This is a genomic window from Acinetobacter lwoffii (assembly GCF_015602705.1).
GTDB lineage: Bacteria > Pseudomonadota > Gammaproteobacteria > Pseudomonadales > Moraxellaceae > Acinetobacter > Acinetobacter lwoffii_E.
In genome coordinates this window covers 1,189,683-1,214,686 of the sequence record NZ_CP059081.1, presented here as the reverse complement: position 1 = coordinate 1,214,686, position 25,004 = coordinate 1,189,683, and the positions used below count along the sequence as shown (strand labels likewise).

At 42.8% G+C, this 25,004-nt stretch carries 21 protein-coding genes; 10 read left to right on the top strand and 11 right to left on the bottom strand.

The genetic code is table 11. The features are described from left to right. Nucleotides 1-53: 53 nt before the first annotated feature. Entirely contained in the window at nucleotides 54-2,129 is a 2,076-nt protein-coding gene (locus tag H0S56_RS05825) for a beta-propeller fold lactonase family protein (RefSeq protein ID WP_227554932.1), read from the bottom strand. 275 nt (nucleotides 2,130-2,404) lie between these two features. Then, nucleotides 2,405-2,842, bottom strand: a complete 438-nt coding sequence (gene aceI, locus H0S56_RS05820) for a chlorhexidine efflux PACE transporter AceI (RefSeq protein ID WP_195725871.1) — start codon at nucleotides 2,840-2,842, stop codon at nucleotides 2,405-2,407. A gap of 99 nt (nucleotides 2,843-2,941) precedes the next feature. Here aceI and aceR point away from each other — a divergent pair, with 99 nt between their 5' ends. The 4 genes from aceR to H0S56_RS05800 all read left to right on the top strand — a co-directional run bounded on the left by aceR (nucleotide 2,942) and on the right by H0S56_RS05800 (nucleotide 6,919). Next, nucleotides 2,942-3,832 (top strand): HTH-type transcriptional regulator AceR, encoded by an 891-nt coding sequence (gene aceR / locus H0S56_RS05815; protein ID WP_005263303.1) that lies wholly within the window; start codon nucleotides 2,942-2,944, stop codon nucleotides 3,830-3,832. Nucleotides 3,833-3,921: 89 nt separating this feature from the next. Next, complete coding sequence (tal, locus tag H0S56_RS05810) at nucleotides 3,922-4,899, top strand: transaldolase (protein ID WP_195725870.1); 978 nt, start codon at nucleotides 3,922-3,924, stop codon at nucleotides 4,897-4,899. A 75-nt stretch (nucleotides 4,900-4,974) separates the two neighbouring features. Continuing rightward, nucleotides 4,975-5,634 (top strand): leucine efflux protein LeuE, encoded by a 660-nt coding sequence (leuE, locus tag H0S56_RS05805; protein WP_004278829.1) that lies wholly within the window; start codon nucleotides 4,975-4,977, stop codon nucleotides 5,632-5,634. Between the two features lie 109 nt (nucleotides 5,635-5,743). Next, on the top strand, nucleotides 5,744-6,919 hold the full coding sequence (locus H0S56_RS05800; protein ID WP_195726057.1) for a benzoate/H(+) symporter BenE family transporter: 1,176 nt from the start codon (nucleotides 5,744-5,746) through the stop codon (nucleotides 6,917-6,919). Nucleotides 6,920-6,958: 39 nt separating this feature from the next. Here the strand turns inward: H0S56_RS05800 and H0S56_RS05795 are convergent, their stop codons facing one another. Both H0S56_RS05795 and H0S56_RS05790 read right to left on the bottom strand, forming a co-directional pair. Then, nucleotides 6,959-7,303: an SMR family transporter gene (locus tag H0S56_RS05795; RefSeq protein ID WP_195725869.1), complete on the bottom strand. Its 345-nt coding sequence runs from the start codon at nucleotides 7,301-7,303 to the stop codon at nucleotides 6,959-6,961. Between the two features lie 90 nt (nucleotides 7,304-7,393). Continuing rightward, complete coding sequence (locus H0S56_RS05790) at nucleotides 7,394-8,380, bottom strand: alpha/beta hydrolase (protein WP_195725868.1); 987 nt, start codon at nucleotides 8,378-8,380, stop codon at nucleotides 7,394-7,396. Between the two features lie 266 nt (nucleotides 8,381-8,646). On the opposite strand from H0S56_RS05790, the gene H0S56_RS05785 reads away from it, so the two are divergent. Further along, nucleotides 8,647-9,090, top strand: coding sequence for a universal stress protein (locus H0S56_RS05785; protein WP_004278834.1), 444 nt, complete (start codon nucleotides 8,647-8,649; stop codon nucleotides 9,088-9,090). 133 nt (nucleotides 9,091-9,223) lie between these two features. Then, the gene (locus H0S56_RS05780) at nucleotides 9,224-9,670 is read left to right on the top strand and encodes a universal stress protein (RefSeq protein WP_004278835.1); all 447 of its coding nucleotides are present in this window, start codon (nucleotides 9,224-9,226) and stop codon (nucleotides 9,668-9,670) included. 33 nt (nucleotides 9,671-9,703) lie between these two features. Here H0S56_RS05780 and H0S56_RS05775 read toward each other — a convergent pair whose 3' ends face one another. Further along, nucleotides 9,704-9,913, bottom strand: coding sequence for a hypothetical protein (locus H0S56_RS05775; RefSeq protein WP_004278836.1), 210 nt, complete (start codon nucleotides 9,911-9,913; stop codon nucleotides 9,704-9,706). A 215-nt stretch (nucleotides 9,914-10,128) separates the two neighbouring features. Beyond that, nucleotides 10,129-12,735 (bottom strand): aminopeptidase N, encoded by a 2,607-nt coding sequence (pepN, locus tag H0S56_RS05770; RefSeq protein WP_195726056.1) that lies wholly within the window; start codon nucleotides 12,733-12,735, stop codon nucleotides 10,129-10,131. Nucleotides 12,736-13,096: 361 nt separating this feature from the next. Between pepN and H0S56_RS05765 the strand changes: the two genes are divergently transcribed. The 3 genes from H0S56_RS05765 to thiM all read left to right on the top strand — a co-directional run bounded on the left by H0S56_RS05765 (nucleotide 13,097) and on the right by thiM (nucleotide 15,556). After that, entirely contained in the window at nucleotides 13,097-13,354 is a 258-nt protein-coding gene (locus H0S56_RS05765; protein WP_004278839.1) for a hypothetical protein, read from the top strand. A 161-nt stretch (nucleotides 13,355-13,515) separates the two neighbouring features. Further along, complete coding sequence (locus H0S56_RS05760) at nucleotides 13,516-14,676, top strand: hypothetical protein (protein ID WP_005106588.1); 1,161 nt, start codon at nucleotides 13,516-13,518, stop codon at nucleotides 14,674-14,676. Between the two features lie 31 nt (nucleotides 14,677-14,707). After that, the gene (gene thiM / locus H0S56_RS05755; protein WP_195725867.1) at nucleotides 14,708-15,556 is read left to right on the top strand and encodes a hydroxyethylthiazole kinase; all 849 of its coding nucleotides are present in this window, start codon (nucleotides 14,708-14,710) and stop codon (nucleotides 15,554-15,556) included. 571 nt (nucleotides 15,557-16,127) lie between these two features. On the opposite strand, the gene H0S56_RS05750 is transcribed toward thiM, so the two are convergent. Next, entirely contained in the window at nucleotides 16,128-17,651 is a 1,524-nt protein-coding gene (locus H0S56_RS05750) for a TerC family protein (protein ID WP_195725866.1), read from the bottom strand. 742 nt (nucleotides 17,652-18,393) lie between these two features. Here H0S56_RS05750 and H0S56_RS05745 point away from each other — a divergent pair. Continuing rightward, nucleotides 18,394-18,858, top strand: coding sequence for a MarR family winged helix-turn-helix transcriptional regulator (locus H0S56_RS05745; RefSeq protein WP_004278843.1), 465 nt, complete (start codon nucleotides 18,394-18,396; stop codon nucleotides 18,856-18,858). Between the two features lie 77 nt (nucleotides 18,859-18,935). Here the strand turns inward: H0S56_RS05745 and H0S56_RS05740 are convergent, their stop codons facing one another. The 4 genes from H0S56_RS05740 to zapE form a co-directional block, all read right to left on the bottom strand. Further along, nucleotides 18,936-19,598, bottom strand: a complete 663-nt coding sequence (locus H0S56_RS05740; RefSeq protein ID WP_005247305.1) for an SOS response-associated peptidase family protein — start codon at nucleotides 19,596-19,598, stop codon at nucleotides 18,936-18,938. A 92-nt stretch (nucleotides 19,599-19,690) separates the two neighbouring features. Beyond that, complete coding sequence (locus H0S56_RS05735) at nucleotides 19,691-21,139, bottom strand: aldehyde dehydrogenase family protein (RefSeq protein ID WP_195725865.1); 1,449 nt, start codon at nucleotides 21,137-21,139, stop codon at nucleotides 19,691-19,693. 128 nt (nucleotides 21,140-21,267) lie between these two features. Next, nucleotides 21,268-23,433: a malate synthase G gene (locus tag H0S56_RS05730; protein ID WP_195725864.1), complete on the bottom strand. Its 2,166-nt coding sequence runs from the start codon at nucleotides 23,431-23,433 to the stop codon at nucleotides 21,268-21,270. Nucleotides 23,434-23,799: 366 nt separating this feature from the next. Continuing rightward, a complete protein-coding gene (gene zapE, locus H0S56_RS05725) occupies nucleotides 23,800-24,951 on the bottom strand; it encodes a cell division protein ZapE (protein ID WP_005247309.1) in 1,152 nt (383 codons plus the stop codon). Between the last annotated feature and the right edge of the window lie 53 nt (nucleotides 24,952-25,004).

Below are 25,004 nucleotides of genomic sequence, written 5' to 3'. Positions count from 1 at the left end.
CTGTTGACCGATCCAATTAAAAAGCCCCTCAAATGAGGGGCTTTTTTTATGTTTTAGGGATTTGGCATCGGGTTATTTTTAAAATATTCATCCACTTTGTTCCACGGTGCAGTCGATGCCACACCTTTCACCATATTCTGGTTCACACCCTGACAAAGCGCGCTGTCGGGTGTTAGGTGGAAAGCATTCACATTTGGGTCCATATAAGGAATTGAGCCTGGACGGCGCTGGAAATAGAAGTTTAACCAATCGACCATAGCTTCAAAGCCATAATTCGACATGGCCCAGGCACTATTATGCCCGCCCCAATGATGACCAAATTCATGTGCAATAATTCGATAACCAGATAATCTGTAATGGCCATAGAATAACCAAGTATCTACTCCTAATACTGCTCCACCACCTAAACCACCACCCATATTGGTAATGCCAAGATTAATTTCATTGCGATTAAGAATTTCCCGATAGATCCGGACATAATCTTCTGGCTGAAAGAAACCATTCGGCCCTTCTACCTGACCATCATTGCCAAAAAAATCGTGTCCCATGACCGCTTTATGGTTAAACCATAAGGTTTCAAATTCTGGAGTACTGAGCATGTAGGCCAGATTGGTCATCATCATGACCCGTTCCCGGGCATAGACCGGCGTAATACGACACCATTTATTCGGTTCATCATAGGTACCAAAATAAATTTTCCATTTGGCTTTAATCTGATTCAGCTTTTTGACGTGCTCATCGGTCTCAGAGCTAATTTTCAGATCAAAAACATTGATTGGGTTTTGCGTGGTCTGACTCAGACCTGCGAGCTGGATCGAGCCTGTGCCATCAAGCAACGGGAAACGGGATTGATCGGTCAACTTGAGACCAAAATTTGCCTTCGAAAATGGCGTCAACTGATCCAGCTTAGCCAGAATCACCCAGTCTTCTGAGTTTTTAATCTTGGCACAAATCTGCAAATCACGTACAGGCACAGCACTGTAGCTTTGCAAATGCAGGCGGTTGCCATTTAGAGTTGCCGATAAAATCTTGTCCATATAGACATGACGCTGGCTGCTATTGGTCAAGGTTTCCCATGATTCACCATCCTGCAAGACATGGCTTCTCTCGCGTGCTTTAGATTCGGTTAAAATCATAGCTTGGTTTAACTGGGTGGATTTATTCTGTTGCAGGGTCAGCATTGGCAGAATATGAATTTTATGATTGGCCATATGCAGCAGATTCTGACCATAAATATAAAGATCGCTGGCCTTGGCTAGTCGGCTGCTCTGGTTTTGCCCTTTTAAAATATAGTCTCGGAAGGTATCCACACTTTTATTGGGTAAGATAGACTCCAAGTTAAAGGATTTTTCCCGGTAGCTTTCTACAGTTCCATCATTTCGTGACACATAGACCAAACCATCATTATGGCGATGTATGACTGCCGACAAATTCGTTTCTGTTAAAATGGGCGCAATATTATTTCCATTTTCCTGAATCTGATTGATATCGTGAACATAAGTCATACCATTGGGCAGGCTGGTATACAGATAGTTGTCCATAACCTCCATACGTGCATTACAGTTGCGTGCACAGCCCGGCAGGCTGAGCCGTGCAAATTTCCGAGCTTTTAAATGGTTTTGCGCTGTCACATCACTTTGACGCCAAACATTGATCCGGCCTTCAATATCAGGTACATACACATAGCGGTCATCGGCAGTCACTGCATTGCTATGTACCAACGCATAATTAAGCGCATCGCCCAACCACACACCTGTACCAAGGGCCATAATGAAGCTCGGCTGCTCGCTATTAATGTCTAAAACATCAATTCGGTTTGAGCCATAGTTGGCCACATACAAACGCCCTGCATGAATTTCCAGATCATTCAGGCTATCCCATTTTTTGGCCAGACCCGAAATTTTCGTAGGATCAATCGCACTGAGTGCACGTTTTTGTTTTAAGTCATAACGCAAAATATTCGATTCGGCCTGACTATTGGCAATATAAAGGACATCGCCATTTACCACCATGACGGTGGGATTCCAGCTGGCCAGACCGAAATTCCCTGCTGTTAATTCTGAACCCACATCCAGAACCTTAAATTCCGCAATTTTGCTCAGTTGCTCACCCGAACCGGGGGGTGTCACTGGATCCGGCAGCGTCTGCTGTGGCGTACTGCTCTCACCTCCTCCACCCCCACATCAGCAACACGATGGACACTGATAAGATCGCGCGTCTAAATAGCATTGAATTCCCCAATAAATTTAAAAATTAAAATAAAAAATCAAAGTCTTATAGCTTAATTTTCAGCTAGGTTCGAGCATAAAAAATGAGGACTTGATCAAGTCCTCATCGCTGAATATTTCACCTTTCGCATTCTGAAAAGGGAGTCTGAACTGTGTGGTATTTTTTATGACGTATTTTATGATGAGATTTTCCGATAATCCGGCTGTAGCCCCAGTCTGGCTTCTAGATGATCATAAATCCACTGAAAAATAAAGGTATACACCAGAATACAGAGCGTTAAAGCCAAATCCAGCAGAAAGGCCTGAGCCAGACTCATGTGCAAAGCATAAGCCACCATCGGAATGGTCGCCAGCATCAAACCGCCTTCAAAGCCAATTGCATGAGCAATTCGCACTTTAATGGTTCTTTTCAAATGATGTCTGGCTTCAAACTTTTCAAAATAATGATTAAACAGCATGTTCCAGAGTACTGAAGTCACGGCCATAGCAATCCCGAGTGCACCGGTGACCTCAAGCGGCATATGCATCAATGTACTTAGCAGGACAGAGATCACGACCAGTAGAATGCCTTCATATAAGGCAGCATGAATCAGTCTTCTTTTGGAAATTAACATATCAAATCAGCTCAATTCATTACATGATGCAAGGATTTTATTTCTTTAAATCTGACTATTCGAGTTAGAATCTATCAATAAAAATGAAATATTAAAGATATGAATGTTAATCAAGAACAGCTGCTGATGTTTAAAACCGTGATGGAAACCGGTTCTTTCTCTGCGGCTGCACGTCAACTGGGCAAAGTACCTTCAGCAGTCAGCATGGCCATTGCCAATCTAGAAATTGACCTGAATCTAGAACTGTTTCAGCGTATAGGTCGTGAACCGAAACCAACTGCGCAAGCGCAGGTATTGTATGAAAAAACCCAGCAACTTCTGGTCGAAATGAATCAGTGGAAACAGCATGCTCAAGCCTTAAGTTCAGGCTTGGAATCTGAACTGAATATCGTAGTGGTCTCAGAATTGCTGCATACGCGCTGGACCGATTATATTGTGTTGCTAGAACAGGAATTTCCTGCACTGCAAGTCAATGTATTCAGTGCACCTCAGGAAGATGCACATCGTATGCTGTTTGAAGGTTCAGCGCAGCTAGCCTTGATGTTTGAACGCGAACAACTGGAAACACGGGAACAGTTTGTGGAATTGAAACGTGAGGTACTGGTGGCTGTAGTCGCCAAACAGCATCCCCTAAGTCAGTTCGATCAAGTCAGTTATGAACAGATTTTGCAAAATAGGCAGATTGTGGTGGCCAGTCGGGATCGCACCATCAAGCCGGAACTACTCTTTTCACGAAATTACTGGCGCACCGACAACCACCACTCGGCTTGCAGCATGATTCAGCAAGGACTGGGCTGGGGGGTTCTGCCACTCGAAATGCTGAATGAGCAGCCACATTTGCAAGATCAGTTACAGGTTCTCAACCTGCTCGATTTCACCCCAAAGTTTGAATATTTTGTTGATCTGGTCTGGAGCAGAGAAACCCGATTAGGCACAGCTGCTCATTTTTTGATTAATCACTTGCGCAAACAACGTAAAACCGGGCATTAATCACAGAAATTCAACGACAGTCTACTTGGTAAACCGGCCATTTATGATATATAAGAAAGCATAAGCAATAACCATAGAACTAGATCGTAATGACATTAACTGCATTAAACCAATTAAAAAACTTGACGACCATTGTGGCAGACAGCAGTGATTTGAGTGCCATTGAAAAATTTCGTCCGCTTGATGCAACCACCAATCCATCGCTGATTACTGCAGCAGCGAAACAACCTGAAAATCAGGCCTTGATTGAAGCTGCTTTTCAGCAAGCCCAGCAAGAAGGCTATACAGATGACGCCCTGATTGAACGTACCATTGATATTTTGACGGTCAAATTCGGTGTAGAAATCTTAAAACTCATTGAAGGCCGTGTTTCAACAGAAGTCGATGCTTCCCTGTCTTTTAATACTGAAGCCACGATTGCCAAAGCCAAAGAGTTGCTGGCACTTTATGCGCAATATGGAATTGATTCAGACCGCATCCTGATCAAGATCGCGTCTACCTGGGAAGGCATTCAAGCAGCAAAAGCACTGGAAGAAGAAGGGATTCATACCAACCTGACTTTATTATTTGGTCAGCATCAGGCCCATGCCTGTGCCGATGCCAAAGTGACTCTAATCTCGCCTTTTGTCGGCCGTATTCTGGACTGGTACAAAAAAGCTGAAGGCGTTGAGTCTTACCCGATTGAACAAGATCCGGGGGTCTTATCAGTTAAGCGTATTTATGAGTTCTATAAAGCACATGGTATTCAGACTGAAATCATGGGCGCCAGCTTCCGAAGTATTGATCAGGTACTGGGCTTAAGCGGCTGTGATCTGCTCACGGTAGCGCCAAATTTATTGGCCGAACTAGAAAATGATCAACGTGAAGTGCGAGCTCAACTCTCAGCCAAAGATATTCAAGTTCAAGGTGAACTCAGTCCAATCAGCCCTGCCGATTTTGAAGCACAACTGAAACAGGATCCGATGGCCAGTGAATTATTGCAAGGCGGCATTGACGGTTTCATTAAAGCCCGTGAGCAACTGGCTGCTTTATTACGTGAAACTTTCCTGAGTACCACTGAGATTTAAAGAAAATTTAGCAAATTTCTCCAAGCCGATGTTGCTATAATGCCGCATCGGCTTTTTTGTTCATGCGAGTTTTTCGTGTTTGGTATCACAGATCTAACGACCTTTATCATTGGAACCACGTTGATTGTGCTACTGCCCGGGCCGAATTCCCTGTATGTCATGTCGATTGCTTCGCGCTTTGGGATTAAGACGGGATATATGGGTGCCTTGGGGGTTTATACGGGCGATCTGATCCTGATTATATGTACAGCATTGGGAGCAGCTTCTTTACTGCATGCCTTTCCGGTACTGTTTATTGCACTGAAAGTTATTGGAGCGATCTATCTCAGTTACTTGGGTATCAAGCTAATCATTGCGGCCTACCAGACTTTCTTTCCGGAAAAGTCATCACAACGCGTCCAGATTAAAAAGACGACTCCAGATACGGTAGAATCTGTTCAGCCCTTTCGTACAGCGCTCACAATCAGTATTTTAAATCCCAAAGCGATTCTGTTTTATCTGTCTTTTTTTGTGCAGTTTGTAGATCCTGCCTATCCTTATCCAGCCCTGACATTCACGCTTCTGGCTGTAATCTTGCAATTGATCAGTATGACCTATCTGTCGATCCTGATTTTTTCTGGTGTAAAACTGGCCTCCTATTTCAATCAGAACTATAAAGTGACTGCCAGCTGTGTCGCGGCGGTTGGGATCCTGTTTTGCGGTTTTGGCCTTAAACTGGCGACTTCAACTTTCTAGCAATGACCGGCTTCAAGCCAGCAGACCTCTGGATAAAATTGTTAAAAACATTGTGTTGATACGTGAAAAGCGTATGATTTAAACGCATTTAAAAATAGTGTCATGGATGATGCCAAAACTTTTACAAGATCTCTCCTTTCCCGCCATCATGGCCGGTTTTATTACCTGCATGATTGGTATCAGTGTTTCTGCCGTACTGGTTATTGAAGCTGCGCAAAGCCTGGGTGCCAATCAGGCACAGATCAGTTCCTGGTTGTGGGCACTGGGTATCGGCATTGGAGTTTCCGGGTTTCTGCTTTCCTGGAAATATCGCTATCCGATTTCAACCGCCTGGTCGACTGCCGGTCTGGCGCTGGTCATTGCTTCTGCCGGTCACTATAGTCTGGGGGAAGCAATTGGCGCTTTTCTGATTTCTGGCATTCTGATCGCTTGTCTAGGATTTTTTGGAATTTTCGAGCGAATTTTCCAGTTTATTCCACAAAGTTTGACCAGTGCTATGCTGGCAGGTGTCTTGCTGAAATTTGGTATCTCTGTGTTTGGTAGTTTGCAACAGTCATGGGAATTTGTGCTTTGTGTACTGGCGATTTATCTGGTTTCCAAAAAACTGAGTACGCGCTATAGCATCGTGATTACCGTGTTAATGGCTATTGCCCTTTGTCCGTTCTTTATTAATTTTACTATTCCACAGCTGAACTGGAGTATTGCCCAGCCGGTATGGATTACACCTGAATTTAGTTTGCAGGCTGTTTTAGGATTAGCCTTACCGTTAATGGTGATTAATCTGGCATCGCAATACCTGCCTGGCTTGGCCGTCATCAAAAGTTATGGTTATCCCCCGAAAGTAAATTCTATTCTAGGCTGGACGGGTATTACACAGACGATGTTGGCACCATTTGGCTGTTTTAGTGTCAATCTTGCCGCAATCAGTGCGGCGGTCAGCCTGGATGTCCAAGCGCATCCTGATCCGGCCAAACGTTATATTGCCGGTATGAGCTGCGGCCTGTTTTATATCCTGATGGGTTTTTTTGCTGCGACCTTGACCAGTGTACTAATGGCTTTTCCGGGGATTCTGATTACAGTATTGGCAGGCATTGCCCTGTTTGGCACCATTGGCCACAATATCGCGCTGGCTTTTCAGGACAGTCATGACCGTGAAGCAGCACTGATGACATTCCTGTTTAGTGCCTCTAATATTCAGTTTTTCGGTATTGGTTCAGCTTTCTGGGGACTGCTACTTGGTTTGACGGTTTATTTGCTGTTTAAGCTTAAACCGCAAGTGGCGTAAGCTTATTGTAGAAATGAGGCAATTACTTTTGCTGCCTTTTTAATGCCCGGCAGTTTGGGAAAACAGGTTAATCACCACCACACCGGAAATGATCAGTGCAATCCCGATAAAAGCGGGCACATCCAGCGCCTGCTTAAAGATTACATAGCCTACGATTGCCGTAAGAACGATGCCTACTCCCGCCCAGATCGCATAGGCAATACCTAAAGGAATTACTTTAATGACCTGAGACAGCAAATAAAACGCAATACAGAATAAAATGACTACTGCCAGAGATGGCCATAATCGGGTAAAGCCTTCTGACTTCACCAGAAATGTTGATCCAGTCACTTCGGCAATAATAGCCAACGCTAACAACAAATATGCCCATGAGACAGGATTCATTTTTTAAACTCCAAACAATTTTTCAATGCTTGCTGTCGGGACGATCTGACATGATCAATCTTGAGAGATTCATTTTGCACCGTTTTCTCTTCAAGGGGAAAGCTGATGTAAAAAATCCAGGGTTCTGACAAAGGTTTGCTGACTTTCCTTTTTTCCCATAAAAAACTGATATTCATGAATGAGCCAGGCCTTAGACTCTGGATAAAATATTTCAGTCACAGGAACCTGCTGTTCCTTCAAAGCTTTTACAAATGGTAGCGACTGAGTATCGGTCAGAAAATCCTTGTTCCCGCCACTGATGAACACTGGCGGATAAGACGGCGTAATATACTGAATCGGAGAAATCTGCTTTAAAAACTCGGCATCATGTTTACGATCGCCGGTATAAGCCTGAATCAGGTTAAAGACACCCCATTCGATAATTTTCATTTCTTCAGGTGCTGTGCTGGCAAATGCTTCCAAGTCATAAATTCCACAATGCAAGATTAAACCTTTAAGCTGCGTAGGTTGCAGATGAGGCTGAATACCGGATTGGTCGGCAAATACAGGATTGGTCAAAAGCGCGGCGTAATGGCTGGCCATATTCGCCCCGGCAGAATCTCCGGCCAGATATAAGTTCTGGGCATCGATTTGGTAGGTGTCTGCATAGGTATCGAGAAATTCAAGTGCCTGATTGATCTGGTGTAACTGGCTTGGATAGGTCACTTGTGGCGCAAACTGATATTGCACGGATACCACGTTATAGCCCTGTGCCGCCAGCAGCTTGAAATAACCCCGTGCATGTTCTTTAGAACCTGAAATCCAGCCGCCGCCATGAATCCAGACAATGGTCGGTCGTGGGCCAATACTGGCAATATTCTGCGGCTGATACAGATCCAGAGATAATTTCTGTTGCGGCGCATAGGCAATATTCTGCTGCACGATAACCGCACTAGGTGCATAACGATCCATCACTTTTTGCTGCAAGCCTGTGGTCAGGTTAAAAGCACCGGCAATGACTTTACTGTTCTGTGCGGTCTGACAGCCGGAAAGAATAACTGAACTTATGAGCAAAAGATGAATGGCAAAAAACCTCAAAACAGTCCCCTATACATGATCTAAAAACAGGCTACGGCAGTTTAAACCATCCTGCTGCAAACGAGGACTATTCATCCTCTTATTTTTGATCATTAAAACTGTAAATCCGAGTTTTTTACTCTGTTTTTTTCATCACTTTTACATGAAAAATATTTGTAATTTAATAAGTTTTTTCAATTTTACCGCTTTTTTGCAATTGCACCCGCCACAGCACTGTGCTATCAATAAACCAAGCCTAAAAATCAGACAACCTGCGGAGAAAAGCCATGGCTTATCAACATATTTTAGTCCCAGTGGACGGTTCAGAAATTTCCTTTTCTGCAGTACGACATGCTGCCAAAATTGCCAAGGCATTCGGTAGTCAGCTTTCCCTAATCAGCCTGATCGCAGAAGATCCTTTTACCGAGGCTGATTTCTATTACAGCTCCTCCATCATGAAGGAATATTTTATCGAGGCACATGCCAATGCCAAAAAGGCCTTGAAAGAAGCCACTGCCATCGCAGCCGGTGAAGGTATTGAAGCGCAATCCCGCATTGTCACAGGTTTAGTCAATGCAGAGCATATTGCTGAAACCGCGGGTGAAGTGAAAGCAGACCTGATTGTTATGGGTTCTCATGGCCGTAAAGGCTTCCAGAAAATGATTCTGGGCAGCTTTGCACAAGATGTATTGGGTGCGAGTGAAATTCCCGTACTGATCGTGAAAAAATAATCCTGACGCTGCGCATCTTCAAGATGCGCAGTACTTGCTACTTTACATTTGAACCTCTAGCAAAACATGCTGTGGAGATTTACTCGCTCAAACCACCCCCCGCTTACTGCAATAATAAATATGAGGAAGCACCATGAATAACTATGATCATCTTCTCGTAGCACTCGATGAGTCCTCGATTTCCTATGCTGCCGCAGATCACGCCCTGGAACTGGCCAAAGTATTTCATAGCCATGTCACTTTACTCAGTGTGATTGCGGTAGATCCCTTTAAGGGCGTAGATTTTTACAAAGTTGCTCCAGCAGTCACAGATTACTTTATGCATGCAGAACAAAATGCACTTGATCGTTTAAATGAACTGAAACTGAACTTTGTTCGTGATGGCATCCAGGTGACGACAAAAATCCTGCATGGCATGGCACCGTCAGAAGGCATTATGCAGGCTGCAAATGAATCCCCGACCGATATGATCATTATGGGTTCACATGGTCGTAAAGGTCTGCAAAAACTTATGCTGGGCAGTGTCGCTCAAAATGTTCTGGCACTTTCCTCTATTCCAGTACTCATCGTCAGACAATAAGATGCTTGATCAAAGCCTGTATGATGCAGGCTTTTAGCGAAGTTTTTGATTTAACTCACTTAAGAAAATTTCAGCATCAAGCTGGCTTTGAAATACTTTTTTGTATTCTCCGACCTGCTGAATGGAATGCGGCGTATATTGAATGGAGATTTCAAGTAAGCCATTTTCAGGATTCTTGCTGACATGTACGGCAATAATATGCTGGCTATTTAAATAAAAACCATCTTCAATTTTCACTAACATATCTTGGACAACCTCTAGTAAGCGAATCTGTAGATCCCTTTACCTAGCTTACAGCTTAATAAACAAATACTCTTTTCCGTATAATCATACTGTAACACCCTTTAGTACTTACCTAAGCCTTTAGAGAAATTCAACTGTATTTAAAGCCAGCGTTTGAAATAAACAGGAAATAAAAAACCGGATCAGGTCGATCCGGTTTTTTATGAATATTGATGTTATACGCTGAGCATACTATTGAGTGTCTCAGACACATTTTTAGATTTAACCAGTGGCTTTAAGGTTTCAAGCTGTGCTTTCACTTCACTGCGTTGCGGTTCTGCCAAGGTATACCAGCGTGACAATACCTGTAGCAAACGTGAGCCTACAATCGGATTTTTCTCGTCCAGATATTTTGCCAGTCCAATAAAATGCTGCACGCCAAAGCTCCAGGTATTGACCGGATTAGCATTCAGCCCCCCGCTCACTGCACGGATACGGTTAGGCACAGCCAGATCATAATCCGGATGCTGGGTCAGATACGCAATCGTTGCATCCGTTGCTTTTGGATGTGCTGCCTGAACCATAAACCATTGGTCTAAAGACAAGGCTTCATCTTCAAAGCGGCTATAGAAATCTGCCAAAGCTTCTTCTGCTTGTGGTGCATCATTCCAGACCAAGACTTTCAGCGCACCCAAACGTTCAGACATATTCCCCGTGTGATATTGCTCATAGGCTAAATCAAAGGCAAATGCATCTCCCTGACGAGCCATCATCGTCAGCATAATATTTCTTAAAGCACGCACACCCATCGCTTGTGAGAATTCAGATTGCAGATCAGGATCCAGATTGAGATAAGTTTCTTTCGCTGTTTCTCCAAAAGCACGTGCCAAGGTATGCAGCAAAGCCTCACGCTTTTCCTGAATCATGACCGGATTATAATCCTGATCAATACGGCTACCTAAATAACCTTCCGACGGTACATCAAACAGACGTGATGCCAACAGCGGATCTTTCTCAATCACATCCGGCAAGGTATTGAGCATAGCCTCGATATAAATTTCTGCAGGCTGGTCATCCAGCAAGATACGCTCGAGTAAGGTCTGAGTTGCTTGCCACTGGTTAAAACCATTCGTTTCATATTGCAACAGGAAAGCCAGCTCTTTTTCTGAATAGTCAAAGTCCAGATTCACTGGTGCAGAGAAATTACGCAGCAAGGACACCACTGGTTTTGCTGTCACACCGCTAAATTCGATCGTTGCCTCATCCTGATCAAACAGATACACGCCATCTTTCACGCCATTTTCAAAGAGTGCCTCAGAGTTCAACGTTAGCTGCTCACCTGTTTCAGCATCAAACAATGCCAAAGCGACTGGAATGGGTACTGCTTTCAGATTCGGGTATTTGGCATGCGGTTTCAGGCTTTGCTTGAAGTGAAGACGATAGATTTGGGTCTCAACATCGTACTCAGCTTTTACTTGCAATTTAGGCGTACCTGGCTGGTTGTACCAGGTCAGGAAGTTTGAAAGATCCACACCTGAACCTGCTGTAAGCGCGGCCACCCAATCCTCAACTGTTACCGCCTGACCATCATGACGGCGGAAATATTCATCGGTTCCCTGACGGAATTTTTCCTTGCCAAGCAAGGTCGCCATCATGCGGTTAATTTCCGCACCTTTTTCATAAACAGTGGCAGTATAGAAGTTGTTAATTTCTACAAAATGATCCGGACGCGGTGGATGCGACAGCGGCCCTGAATCTTCCGGGAACTGATGCGCTTTGAGAACTGCTACATCATCAATACGTTGTACCGCAGCCGACTGTAAATCTTCCGAGAAAGACTGGTCACGGAATACAGTCAAGCCTTCTTTCAAACATAACTGGAACCAGTCACGACAGGTAATCCGGTTACCAGTCCAGTTATGGAAATATTCATGTGCAATGACTGACTGCACTCGCATGATTGCGGCATCAGTGGTGTACTCTTCATCGGCCAGCACGCATGAAGTATTGAAGATATTCAGACCTTTATTTTCCATGGCACCCATGTTGAATGCACTGGTCGCCACGATCATGTAGTTATCCAGATCATAAGGCAGACCATAATGCTCCTCATCCCAGCGCATGGAATGTTTGAGCGCTTCCATGGCGATTTTGCATTTTGGAATATCTTTTTCTTCTGCATAGATTTCCAGAGCTACATTGCGGCCTTCCGATGTGACATAAGAATCTTTCATCACTGCCAAATCACCAATGACACAGGCGAACAAATAGCTCGGTTTCTTGGTCGGATCCTGCCAGATGGCATAATGACGATTGGCATCGACTTCACCTGTTTCCAGCAGGTTACCATTTGCAAGCAAAACCGGATATTTCTTATCTGCTTCGACACGCGTCGTAAAGACCGACAACACATCTGGACGGTCTGGATAGAAAGTAATTTTACGGAACCCTTCTGGTTCATTTTGGGTCACAAACAGATCTGAACTGGCCTGATATAAACCTTCCAGCATCGTATTACTTTCAGGGTGGATTTTAACCACAATTTCAAGCAACACTTGATCAGGTGCATTGGCAATGACCAGCTGTTCAGCATCCAAGTGGTAGTCACTGGCATTCAGGGTTTGACCATTTAACTTAATCGATTGCAGCTCTAGATCGCGGCCAAGCAGAACCAGATCGCCAGCAGTTTGGCGCTGCATCTCCAGCTTGCTGCTGACCAGACTGTGGTCACTATAGACTTGAATATTCAGGTCGATGGAATCAACAATAAAGGAAGGTTTTTGATAGTCTTTTAAATAAATGGTTTGATCCGCTTCGATCACCGGGTTTGCCGCAATATTCATGTCCTGTCCTAATCTTTTATCGTGTTCGACATTGTTCATGTCAAAATCATACGCCAAGTTTTAAACGCTGTCTGTGCATTTGTATTGTTAGATCTAATATGGGCATTTCATGCACCACTTTCAATGCATTCTGCCTAAATGGGCAGCACTCGGCTCTACATAAGAAATATCTGTGCCATAAAAATAGTCAGGATCATAATTTCTGACATTTTCATAAATAACTGATTTAAAAATATATAATTTTATTTGCTGAGTACCGAATAAATTCTGATTAATAAATGAGCACACTTCTTGCTACAGTTAAACTGTGTTTTTCCACACTTCCAATGAAAGAATAATGATAACGATGATGAGGTGAGCCATGTATTTAAAACAGCATGTTGTACGGATCGAAAATATCAAAACTTTGCAGACCCTGGATCAGGCCAATATTGACCATAAAGTGATTGCCCTGTTGATGAGCTGTGAAGGCATTCCGCTTCAGGCCCATGAAGTGACTGCCATTCTCAACACCTACGATGCACTCGGTGCCAAAAAAGTGCCCTCTAAAAAGGTTCAGGCCTTAATTCATGCCAAACACCGCGGCGAGGAGGACGACACATTACCCTGCCCGGTTTAAAAAACGTCATTTCATGTTTTTAAAATCAGAGCTACTTCGGTAGCTCTTCTCTTGTTTGGGTGACTAATTTTGATTTAGAAAAATTGCACCAGTCCACTACGTTTGCATCTCATCAGCCGTGTATAATAAAATGCCCTTCCATTCTAGAGTTGCTCGCGACCATGGTATTCAGTGTTCTGCAAAAACAGCTTGATGAAAGTACTCACTGCCCATTGTGTAAGGCATCGATGTATTGGATTGAGGCAGAACAATATGATCAGGAGCTGAGCTATCATGAATGCAGCCATTGCCAGCATCAGCTTTACTCCGATCAAAAGCACAATTGTTATTGCGAACAATGTCTGGCGCAGCGTAAACGCATGCTCAAGGAAGTCCGTTTACAGGAAAACCGTCAATATCATAAAAAGCAGGATCGGCCGGTTCTTGAGCTGAATCAGCTCAGTTTTATCAATAAACTGTTTTTACTCGCGATTCTGGATGAACAGGTTCAGGAATATAGCCAGCACCGCGAATATATTGACTGGCATCAAATTCGATATTATTCCATCAGTCCCAACTATCTGTTCCAACATGGTCTGGTAAAAAGCCTGATCCGGGATCAGGTTCTGATTCCCAAAGATCTCCAGCAGGAAAATCAGCATTATTATATTAATGTGCGACTGGATGGTTATTCTGAACCGACCCTGTTCAGTATCACCCAGCAGCTGCGCAACTGGTTTTATCAAAACCTGAGCCAAGGTGTGCCCTTTAAAAGTGCAGATGAAGTCAAAGATGCACTCTATTGCCTGCTATATGAAGAAATCATTCAGTTTGCCCAATTCTATTGCCGTAGCTGGAATGTGCAAATTGCCGGAAATCAGAGCTTTCAGACCTTTTGCTATCGTCTTTTGGATGTACTGGCTGTGGGTCAGATTTATTATCTGGTGCAGACCGGGCTGGAATATCTATATAAACAAAAAGCCCTCAAGCCCCGCAATGAAAACTTTATTAATACCAATCTGCTGAAAAAAACCTTGCAGCAGTATCGCGAACGTTCAGTGACGGAAAAATGGGAAACCTCTACCCTGCCACGTCCACCGCAACTGGCATTCAGCAAGATGAGCGAAATCCTGTTTTATCGGTTTTTGGGCTATGATGAAAATATCTTCTTTCAGCCGGTGTGGCGTTCGTGGCACAAAATCGAACCTCGCCTGAAATTCTACTCCCAGAAACGTTGTATGCACTGTGGCTCACAGGAACTGTCGGTGGATTATGATGCCAGTGATTATGTCAGCCTATTCTGTCGTAGCTGCAAGCATCAAGACCACTATTTTACCCGCTGACCGAATACAACGAATCTTTCTCTTATTCTAAATGACCATGATGACCACTTCGATGCAAGCATTACAGCAAACACTTCTGGACCAGATCTGTGAAGCCTGGTTAAAACTTCAGCAACAGCAGCCTCTGGTACATATCATGACCAATACGGTGGCCAGCAACTATGTCGCCAATATTGTACTGGCTGCACATGCGTCTCCGGCCATGATCGACAATCCTTTTGAAGCTGAAAGTTTTGCCAAGATTGCAGCAGCGATCAGTCTGAATCTGGGTACACCAACCACCGAGCAAGTTCAGGCGATGCAGATTGCTGCGAAAACTGCACATCAATTGCAAAAACCGTGGGTGCTTGATCCGGTCGGTTATGGAACAGTTCTGCACTGGCGTTCTGGCATCGTAGATCAGTTGATGCATTCTCAACCTACGATTTTACGAGGCAATGCTTCTGAAATTGGTGCCTTGGCCGGTAAACAGATTGAGTCCAAGGGTGTAGACAGCACGGTAGACAGCGCAGATGTTTATTTACAGGCGCAAAGTTTGCTGGATTATTGTGAATGTATCGCGATCTCCGGTGAATCCGATTACATTATTTCTAGAGACTACCCTGTGATACAGGTGTCAGGCGGTTCTGCTTTACAGCCCCGAATCACGGCGATGGGATGTGCACTCGGTGCACTGATCGCTGCCTATAGTGCAGTAACGTCTCCAGCCCTTGCTGCATTAACGGCACATGTACATTTTGCCATTGCCGGTCAATTGGCATTTGAACGCGCACAACAGTTAGGCAGTTTTAATGTCGCCTTTCTGGATGAAATCCACCAACTCAATACTGAAACAATCCGAAAATACGCCAACTTTAAAATTCTGCCAGAATCCATTTAGTTTACTGGTCGCTTCACAGGGTGTTTATTCTCTTGAATAGATAAACGCCCCTATTTAGATTGATCCTGCTCATTTGCTCTATTGATCTCCTTAGAAATGTTCTGCCTAGCTCTTTCGGAGATCATTTTTGAGTAGTTTTATTCTGAACTGAGTAGGCTTCATGCAACTTATCTAGTGATTTCCACACAAACGGTTTCCATTTTACTTAAGATCTGTTTGCATCATGCAAATCTAGTTCATGTGAATTGTAGTTCAATTTTTTGTCAGTATTTAAATATGACTTTTAAGTTTTGATTAACAGGTTACATGAATCAATATTTGATGCTTGATCATGCTTATTTTCGATTGCTGACTTGACTTTTTCGGCTTCAAAATCTCACTGCAATATCCGGATATTCAGCTCAATCGGGAACATGACTAATAGTATGAATAAACTGATAAAAATCAGTTTAAACGAAGGCTCATATTATTTTAATGAGCCACATTCAACAGACATGCATTAAAAAAGCCAGCTGCCACTAAAGCAACTGACTTTTAGAATTTGAACAAATAACGTGTTTAAAACACCTGTTTAACCTACGTAATGAATGCTGACCGACTTGATACGATTGCTTTCAATTTCAGTGACTTTGAACTGCACACCTTGATAATTTAACTCGGTACCCACTTCAACCGTACTGTTGGTTTTATCCAGAATCAAACCCGCCACACTGATATAACCAGCATCTTCATCAATCAGATCAATCATGCCAAGTTCCAGCTCAAGCTGATACAAGTCTAACATGCCCGATGCGATCCAGTGCGTATCATCCACTTTCACCAGATCCAGCTGTTCGTCTGCATCCGGGAATTCACCAGCAATTGCTTCAAACACATCTAGCGGTGAAATCAGACCCTGCACATTACCAAACTCGTCACTCACCAACACCAAAGAACCTTTAGAAGTACGCAAGGTATTGATTGCATCAATAACTTTCATCTTTTCAAAGATATAAATTGGACGATGACGTTTGATCAGTGCTTTTAACTCTTCCGGCTCTTCCAGTACATCCAGTAATTCTTTGGCACGTACTACGCTAATTACCTTATCCAGGCTACCGCGACATACCGGAAACAGGCTGTGTGGAACAGACAGAATCTTTTCACGGATCTGTTCTGGGCTATCTTCCAGATCAACCCATGAAATCTGACCGCGCGGCGTCATGATCGAAGCGACTGAACGCTCTGCAAGGGTAAGCACCCCACCAATCATATAGCGTTCTTCATCTGCAAAGGTTTCTTGTGCCTGATTATTTTGACTGTCGGTCGTCTCTAGCTTGCCACCCATTAACTTCAGGATCGAGTCAGCCGTACGATGACGCAAAGGAATCTTGGATTCATGTTTAGCAGCATTACGCTGACCGAACTGGTTGAATGCTTCGATTATGATCGCAACACCAATACCTGAATAGATATAGCCTTTTGGAATATGGAAACCAAAACCTTCTGCAATCAGGCTGATACCAATCAAAAGTAGGAAGCTTAAACACAGAATCACCACGGTTGGATGGCGATTCACAAAGTTGGTCAATGGTTTCGATGCCAGTAGCATCACGCCCATTGCGACAATCATGGCAGCCATCATGACATAAATATTGTCGACCATACCAATGGCGGTAATCACTGAATCTAAAGAGAAAACAGCATCTAAAACAACAATCTGTGCAACAACAGCAGTGAAACTTGCATATACCACATTGGTAGACACTGTGACTTCAGGTTTACCTTCAATCTTTTCATGCAGCTCAGTAACGGCCTTATACACCAGGAACAAGCCACCAAATAACAAGATCAGGTCCCGACCGGAGAAGGTCCAGTCAAACACAGTAATCAATGGTTGTGTCAAAGTGACCAACCAGGCAATGGCAAATAACAGGCCTAGACGCATGAATAATGCGAGAGACAAACCAATAACACGTGCTTTATCGCGTTGTTCAGGAGGAAGTTTTTCAGCCAGAATGGCAATGAAGACTAGGTTATCAATACCTAAAACAATTTCAAGAATAATAAGAGTAATTAAACCTACCCAGATTCCGGGATCTAATAAAAATTCCATTAGAGAATGACCCCGTTCGAGTAAGCTAGAAATAGAGATGGAAGATCAACGCACGGCGAGGGATCCATTAAAATTTAACCTATGCAACTTAAGACTATTCCATTATGCATAAACTGAGTATTTTGTAATGTATTAATTTACAAAAAAATTACATGATCATGATTTTATTGAGACTTTTATGATCAACTGATTGATGCTGAAACTGATTAATTTTAATTTTTTCTACATCATTTATTCGAATTGAATTAAAAATAAACAGAATTTAGTTTGATTAGACCATTACTTTTAAGGTCACTTAAAGATTAGAGCATAAACTATTTTTTTATTGAAAGAACAATCACTTAAAAATATAGCTGTAAATAATCATTTACTATATTGACTAAAACCACTCAATCACCCTATATTTCTTAAATCGATTAATTTATTGAAATACAATTATTTGCATTAAAACCTATTCAGACAGGCTGCTTAAGAACAATAAAAAGTCTTGGAAAACATTTCTACTCACGAAATACATAATGAGGAATTAAATTTATACAAAATATTATCGCCTTTCATCCGATTTTAAAGAACAATCTTCGCGCCAGATAAGGCTCACATGCAGAACTGATCAACTCCTTGGGATGTTAAGCAAAACTAAAAAGTGTTAGCGCTTTAACATTTTTAAAATAAAGGTTGAAATATGCATAAACTTTTTCATAAAATGAACGGGCCCTAGAAAAATAAATACAAGGAACATTTCATGACTAAGAAATATGCAAAATTTTTGCCGTGTACGGAAGAATTTAATTTAGAAAACTTTCCATATTATTGGGTAACTCAGGTTCATGCTCAATACGTCGTTAATGTCGATCATGCACTAAAAAAGTATGGTGTTGACAATTCCCGCCGCCGCATCCTTCTTGCACTAAAAGCCAAACCGCATGCCAGTGTTTCTGATTTGTCAGAGATGGTTGTTTCTAAAATGTCGACCACGACTAAAATTGTCTACCGCTTAAAAGACGAAGGTCTGGTTGAAACCTATTCATGTGAGGATGACGCACGGATTACCCGAGTATTTTTGACTGACAAAGGCATGCAAATGACACATAAGATCAATGATCTGACCAATGTCGTACTGGAACAGTCATTTGAAGGCCTGACGCCTTTGCAAATTGAAAAAACCATGGAAAGTTTACGTCATATTTTCAAAAATTTAGCTCGTTAAAGACCTACTTTTTATTTTAAATAGACGCTGGCGAATTGGCGCATACTTTATAATAATAAATAATTCGCCAGAGCTTTCTAAAAATCAAAAAAGTTCAGTTGTGGACTGACTTTTTTGATTTTTTCTTTTGGTACATGTGAGCATTCAAAATCTTCTACCGGAAAGCCCTCTACAAAGCTACGAATATCCGGATGCCTTAGCGTTAGCCATTCTTGCAGTCGCTGCTGTGGAATCACAATAACCGAGCGTTTGATATTACCCGGCTCATGAAACTCCTTCATCATGGGATGGTCAATTGCATCCATGGTAATCATACTGGCAGAGCGTACAATTTCCCCTTGTACCCGAGCAATCTCATACACAGCTGCAATAAAAGTCGCCTGACCATCTTTACGTCTTACACCCCAACGCTGCGGTTTATTGTCAAAATATTTGGACTCATAAAATTCCGATACCGGAATGACGCCAAAATGACATTTGGCAGTGGCCTCAGCAAAAGTGGGCTTTTGCAGTAAGGTTTCATTTCTGGCGTTATAGGTCTTGGTGCCTATAGTTTTGTCTTCTGCCCATTTCGGAATGAGTCCAAAATTCACAGAACGCCATTCCAGTCCTTGAGCTGAATGAAATAAAAGCGGTGTAGCATAATTGGGATAGACCTCCTCTGGATATTCAAAAGGAATTTCTGGCAATCCCAGATTATGCAACTGCTCTAAGGTTAAAGGCTTAAAATTGGCGCACATGGTTCATATATGTAAATCATTCGACCATCAGATTATACCGTGATGCCAAGTCGAAGCCTGTCGTATTTCTATAGTTTTAGGCGCGTTGACTGTTATGAATTCGGGACAGTCAACCAATGTGTCCGGGTAAATTCCTCAAAAATCCAGCGGCCATTAAAACGACCCAATCCTGAATTTTTCTCGCCGCCAAAGGGTGCATTTGACTGATCTGCAACACTAATACCATTAATATGCGTCATACCAATATCCAGTTGTGCGGCAAAAGCAGTGCCTCGCTCGATGTTTGAAGTACATACTGCGCTGGATAAACCAAACTCGGTCGCATTGGCCAGATTTAAAGCATGTGCTTCATCCCGGGCTTTTAAGATAGGTAAAATTGGACCGAAGCTTTCTTGCTGCGCCAGATCGGAATCTTCCGCGACATCAATAAAAATATGTGGATAGACCAGATTCCCTTCAATTCCTCCTTCATACACCAGTTGCGCGCTCTGCTCACTGCCTGTTTGAATGATCTGTTGATGCTTTTCAACCTGACTCTGGTTAATGATCGGACCGATCACGGTATCTTCCAGATTTGGATCACCCACCGGAATCATTTTGATCCGATCCAGAAGCTTATCTACGTAAGCATCATGAATAGAGGTATCAACAATGACCCGGTTAGTACTCATGCAAATTTGTCCCTGATGCATAAAACGCCCCATCAGCGTTAGTTCAACCGCAAGATCAAGATCGGCATCATCCAGAATGACCAAAGGTGCATTGCCACCCAGTTCGAGTGCCAGACGCTTGATTCGGGAACTGGCCAAGGCTTTACTGCCTACACTTTTCCCCACTTCAGTCGAACCGGTAAATGAAATCATTTTCGGCACTGAATGCTCAACAAAATAATCCCCGATTTCACTGCCAGCACCGGCAACAATATTCAGTGCACCTGCAGGCAAACCTGCCTCTTCAAATAATTTACCGATTAAGGTGCCGCCAGTCACTGGTGTATCACTGGCTGGCTTCAGCACAACGGTATTACCACAGGCAATTGCAGTTGCCACTGAACGTAAGGATAAATGAAATGGAAAGTTCCATGGACTAATGACAGCAATCACGCCTAAAGGCTTACGCAAAACTAAACTTTTACGTGCTGGATCTTTGCTTTCCAGCTGTTCAGTTTGGATCTGATCTGGAAAAGCCAGACTTTCCTGAATGATGCCCAGAGCAGCATCCACCTCAACGCCGGCTTTAATGCGCGTACTGCCTGATTCAATAATGAGCCAGTCAATGATTTCGTCCCGACGCTGCTGAATAATTGTCATCACATTTTGCAGCACTGTTTTTCGTACTTCAGTGGGATTCAAAACACCCTGCTGAAAAGCCTGCTCTGCTGCGGTATAAGCACTGTCGACATCGACAGAACTGGCAGCTGGCATACTAAAAATTTCACTCTGGGTATAGGGATTAATATTTTTTATTATTCTGGTTGAAGTACCAGCTTGCCACTGACCATGAATAAACTGCTGGTCTAAATTTTGATATACCGTTGTCATTTTATTGTTTCCTCACATGCTTTGCCCCACTTTAAGAGTTCAACTGGAAAATTTCTAGTCAAAACAACGACGGCTTACCATTAGACAATAAAAAAGCCTCCGAAGAGGCTTTTTTAAGCTAGACAGGATTAGTCACCTGTATAACCTTTTAACTTTAAACGCGCTGCGTGCAGAAGCGGCTCGGTATAACCTGATGGCTGCTCACCACCTTTAAAAATCAGGTCAGATGCTGCCTGGAATGCAATATTGTTGGCAAAGTCAGCAGACATTGGTGTATACAGTGGATCATTGGCATTTTGCTCATCCACAATTTTCGCCATACGTTGCATGACTTCTTCTACCTGTTCACGACTTACGATACCGTGACGCAACCAGTTCGCAACATGTTGTGAAGAAATACGTAAAGTCGCACGGTCTTCCATTAAACCGACATCATTGATGTCTGGAACTTTAGAACAACCTACACCCAAATCTACCCAGCGAACCACATAACCTAAAATACCTTGACAGTTATTTTCGAGTTCTTTGGTTTTTTCTTCTTCAGACCAGTTAGTGTCTTTCGCCAATGGTGGTGTCAACAAATCATCTAGAGATAAAGGCTGAGTCGACAATAATTCTTGCTGACGGTCTGCAACATTAATCTGGTGATAGTGAATCGCGTGAATCACCGCACCTGTAGGTGATGGAACCCATGCACAGCTCGCACCCGCTTCAGGATGTTCAGTTTTGGTTTTGTACATGTCAAGCAGCATGTCTGGCTTTGGCCACATGCCTTTACCGATTTGTGCTTTACCACGTAAACCTGCTTGCAGACCAATCATCACGTTACGGTTTTCATAAGCCGGGAACCAGATTTGGCCTTTTACTTCGCCTTTACGAACGAATGGACCAGCTTCCATAAAGGTATGGATTTCATCGCCGGTACGGTCCATGAAACCTGTATTGATGAAGATCGTACGATCTTTGGCTTGTGCAATACAGTTCTTCAAGTTCACAGAAGTACGGCGTTCTTCATCCATAATCCCGATTTTTAAAGTTTTTGCAGGTAAGCCAAGTGCCTGTTCTGCACGTTCAAACAATTCAACGGCAAATGCCACTTCTTCAGGACCATGCATTTTCGGCTTAACGATATACATTGAACCTTGACGCGAGTTCTTGATCGTGTTTTCACCTTTGATGTCTGCAAAAGACAACAATGGCGTAACCAATGCATCCATGATGCCTTCATAGATTTCTGCGCCATCTACCAGAATCGCAGGGTTTGTCATTAAATGACCAACATTACGCAGCAACATCAATGAACGGCCGTGAACTTTAGTTTCACCACCTTCTACATTTTTGAAAGTACGGTCTTCATTCAGTTTACGGGTAACAGTTTTACCGTTTTTCTCAATAGACTCTTCTAAAGTACCTTTCATCAGGCCTAACCAGTTACGGTAGCCTTCTACTTTCTCTTCAGCATCAACAGCTGCAATCGAGTCTTCCAAGTCCTGAATGGTCGTAACCGCAGCTTCAAGAACTACATCTTTTACACCAGCGGCATCAGTTTGGCCAATCGGGCTGCTGGCATCAATTTGCACAATAGCGTGCAGGCCATTATTTTTAAATACGATTTCAGTCGGTGCTGAAGCTTCGCCATTGTAGCCAACGAATTTAGCTGCATCTGCCACAGTTGTTTTTGAACCGTCTTTTAGGGTAACAACCAGTGCATTAGCTTCAACTGCGTATTGAGTTGCATCTGCATGCGAACCTTGTGCCAATGGGAAAGTTTCGTCGAGGAAATTCTTTGCAAATGCGACAACTTTTTCACCACGTTTCGGGTTATAGCCTTTGCCTTTTTCCGCGCCATCTTCTTCAGAGATGACATCGAAGCCATAAAGTGCATCGTACAAAGAACCCCAACGTGCGTTTGCAGCGTTCAAGCAGTAACGTGCATTACGTACTGGTACCACCAACTGTGGACCTGCCAGTATTGCAATTTCTTCATCTACATTTTCAGTGCTGATTTGAAAATCTTCTACTTCTGGTAACAAGTAGCCAATTTCAGTCAAGAAAGCTTTGTAAGCTTGTAATTCAAATGTGTTATTGCGGTGCCATTCATCAATTTTCGCTTGAATGTCATCACGCTTAGCCAAAAGTGCTTTATTTTTAGGGCTAAGATCAACAACGACTTGTTCAAAGTTTTTCCAGTATGTTTCGCTGTCTAAACCAGAACCTAGTAGTGCTTCATTTTCGATGAAATCGTAAAGTTCTTTAGCAATCGCTAACTTGCCTTTTTGAATACGTGCAGTCATTGTCTTTCCTGATATTGCTACTTTTTATACAAGAGATTCTAGTATACCGATTAAAATCTAGCTGAATAGTATTATCACATTGCTAAATACTGAGCATTTTTTCTAATATGAATACCCTCATAAACATATTTGATCTTTCTCAGTTACAAATAGATATCATTCTGCTAAATACCCTAATGACAGTGTATAAAGTTTTCGAAATGTAGAAATTAGACTTAAGTTCAGATTTTCGAGTAAAAATTATGCATTCTAGTTATACACGATCACATTTAGACCAAGATTAAGCCATGTTTAATCAGGCTTGTCGATAATTTAAGTCCCTATTTTTATAAAAAAAGCGCTGGTAAATGACCAGCGCTTTTATTCTTAGTCTCCGTTCACGGAGGCGATTTTCTCAATCTGACGATGTTCAGAATTCAGGTATTCATCCGACTGCATTTCCAGCAAACGGGAACGGGTCCGTTCAATTTCAAAGGCCAGTTTTTCACCCTGGTAAATATCCACGATATTATCTTCTGAGGTTAAGAGTAACTTGACGCCACGGTCATAAAATTCATCGACCAGATAAATAAAACGGCGCGTTCCATCATTCAGGAAATCGGTCAGGTGTGGCACATTACTCACCAAAACCGTATTATAAATATTGGCGATTTCAATAAAATCAGCCGGACTGCGTGGCTTTAAACACAGTTCAGAAAATTCACACCACAATACATCTTCAGTATGTGACACGGTTTCAACAATACGGTTGTTGATAATAATCGGCTCTTCAGAACAGGTCTGAGTCTGGGTCAAAGCGCTAAAACGTTGAGCAATCCAGTTTTTATGATCATGCGTTAACGGAAATTTAAACAATTGTGCCTGTTTTAGAACCCGTAGACGGTAATCGACTCCGGCATCAACATTTAAGACCACACAGTTTTTCTTGACCAGTTCGATGGTAGGCATAAAACGGTCACGGTGAATGCCGTTCTTATATAAACCGTCCGGTGCGATATTCGAAGTAGCGACCAAGGTGATACCACGTTCAAACAGCTTCTGGAACAGATCGCTCAGGATCATTGCATCCGTCACGTTAGACACAAAAAATTCATCAAAACAGATGATGACCGCTTCTTTATAAATTCGATCCGCCACGATATCTAGCGGATTACGCTGTCCGGATAATTTGTTTAACTCACGATGCACATGCTGCATAAAATGGTGAAAATGCATCCGGGTTTTACGGCGAAACGGAATCGAATCGTAAAACTGATCCATTAACCAAGTTTTTCCACGCCCCACACCACCCCACATGTACACCCCTTTCGGAGATGTCTGACGGCGAAAGCGGCGAAATGCTTTTTTCGATGCCTTAAAACGCTGAATCAATTCCAGCCAGACACGATTCAGTTCATGTACTGCCATTGCCTGTGCTTCATCAGGCATAAACTGTCCCGAAGAGATCGCTTGTGCATAACGTTCTGCAGGAGAAATCGGACTAAAAGCGGTGCTGTGCTGTGAATTAAAATCGGACATAGAATTTCGTACTATTTGGGATCAATTTAATTATAGCGGAGTTTAATCAACAC

What these genes read in the sequence shown, in the direction of transcription:
- H0S56_RS05735 (WP_195725865.1), bottom strand. Translation starts at nt 21,139, where the DNA reads ATGACAACGGTATATCAAAATTTAGACCAGCAGTTTATTCATGGTCAG.
- H0S56_RS05745 (WP_004278843.1), top strand. Translation starts at nt 18,394, where the DNA reads ATGACTAAGAAATATGCAAAATTTTTGCCGTGTACGGAAGAATTTAAT.
- H0S56_RS05760 (WP_005106588.1), top strand. Translation starts at nt 13,516, where the DNA reads ATGGTATTCAGTGTTCTGCAAAAACAGCTTGATGAAAGTACTCACTGC.
- aceI (WP_195725871.1), bottom strand. Translation starts at nt 2,842, where the DNA reads ATGTTAATTTCCAAAAGAAGACTGATTCATGCTGCCTTATATGAAGGC.
- H0S56_RS05800 (WP_195726057.1), top strand. Translation starts at nt 5,744, where the DNA reads ATGCCAAAACTTTTACAAGATCTCTCCTTTCCCGCCATCATGGCCGGT.
- H0S56_RS05775 (WP_004278836.1), bottom strand. Translation starts at nt 9,913, where the DNA reads ATGTTAGTGAAAATTGAAGATGGTTTTTATTTAAATAGCCAGCATATT.
- H0S56_RS05740 (WP_005247305.1), bottom strand. Translation starts at nt 19,598, where the DNA reads ATGTGCGCCAATTTTAAGCCTTTAACCTTAGAGCAGTTGCATAATCTG.
- thiM (WP_195725867.1), top strand. Translation starts at nt 14,708, where the DNA reads ATGACCATGATGACCACTTCGATGCAAGCATTACAGCAAACACTTCTG.
- pepN (WP_195726056.1), bottom strand. Translation starts at nt 12,735, where the DNA reads ATGAATATTGCGGCAAACCCGGTGATCGAAGCGGATCAAACCATTTAT.
- H0S56_RS05730 (WP_195725864.1), bottom strand. Translation starts at nt 23,433, where the DNA reads ATGACTGCACGTATTCAAAAAGGCAAGTTAGCGATTGCTAAAGAACTT.
- H0S56_RS05795 (WP_195725869.1), bottom strand. Translation starts at nt 7,303, where the DNA reads ATGAATCCTGTCTCATGGGCATATTTGTTGTTAGCGTTGGCTATTATT.
- aceR (WP_005263303.1), top strand. Translation starts at nt 2,942, where the DNA reads ATGAATGTTAATCAAGAACAGCTGCTGATGTTTAAAACCGTGATGGAA.
- H0S56_RS05780 (WP_004278835.1), top strand. Translation starts at nt 9,224, where the DNA reads ATGAATAACTATGATCATCTTCTCGTAGCACTCGATGAGTCCTCGATT.
- zapE (WP_005247309.1), bottom strand. Translation starts at nt 24,951, where the DNA reads ATGTCCGATTTTAATTCACAGCACAGCACCGCTTTTAGTCCGATTTCT.
- H0S56_RS05750 (WP_195725866.1), bottom strand. Translation starts at nt 17,651, where the DNA reads ATGGAATTTTTATTAGATCCCGGAATCTGGGTAGGTTTAATTACTCTT.
- H0S56_RS05785 (WP_004278834.1), top strand. Translation starts at nt 8,647, where the DNA reads ATGGCTTATCAACATATTTTAGTCCCAGTGGACGGTTCAGAAATTTCC.
- H0S56_RS05765 (WP_004278839.1), top strand. Translation starts at nt 13,097, where the DNA reads ATGTATTTAAAACAGCATGTTGTACGGATCGAAAATATCAAAACTTTG.
- tal (WP_195725870.1), top strand. Translation starts at nt 3,922, where the DNA reads ATGACATTAACTGCATTAAACCAATTAAAAAACTTGACGACCATTGTG.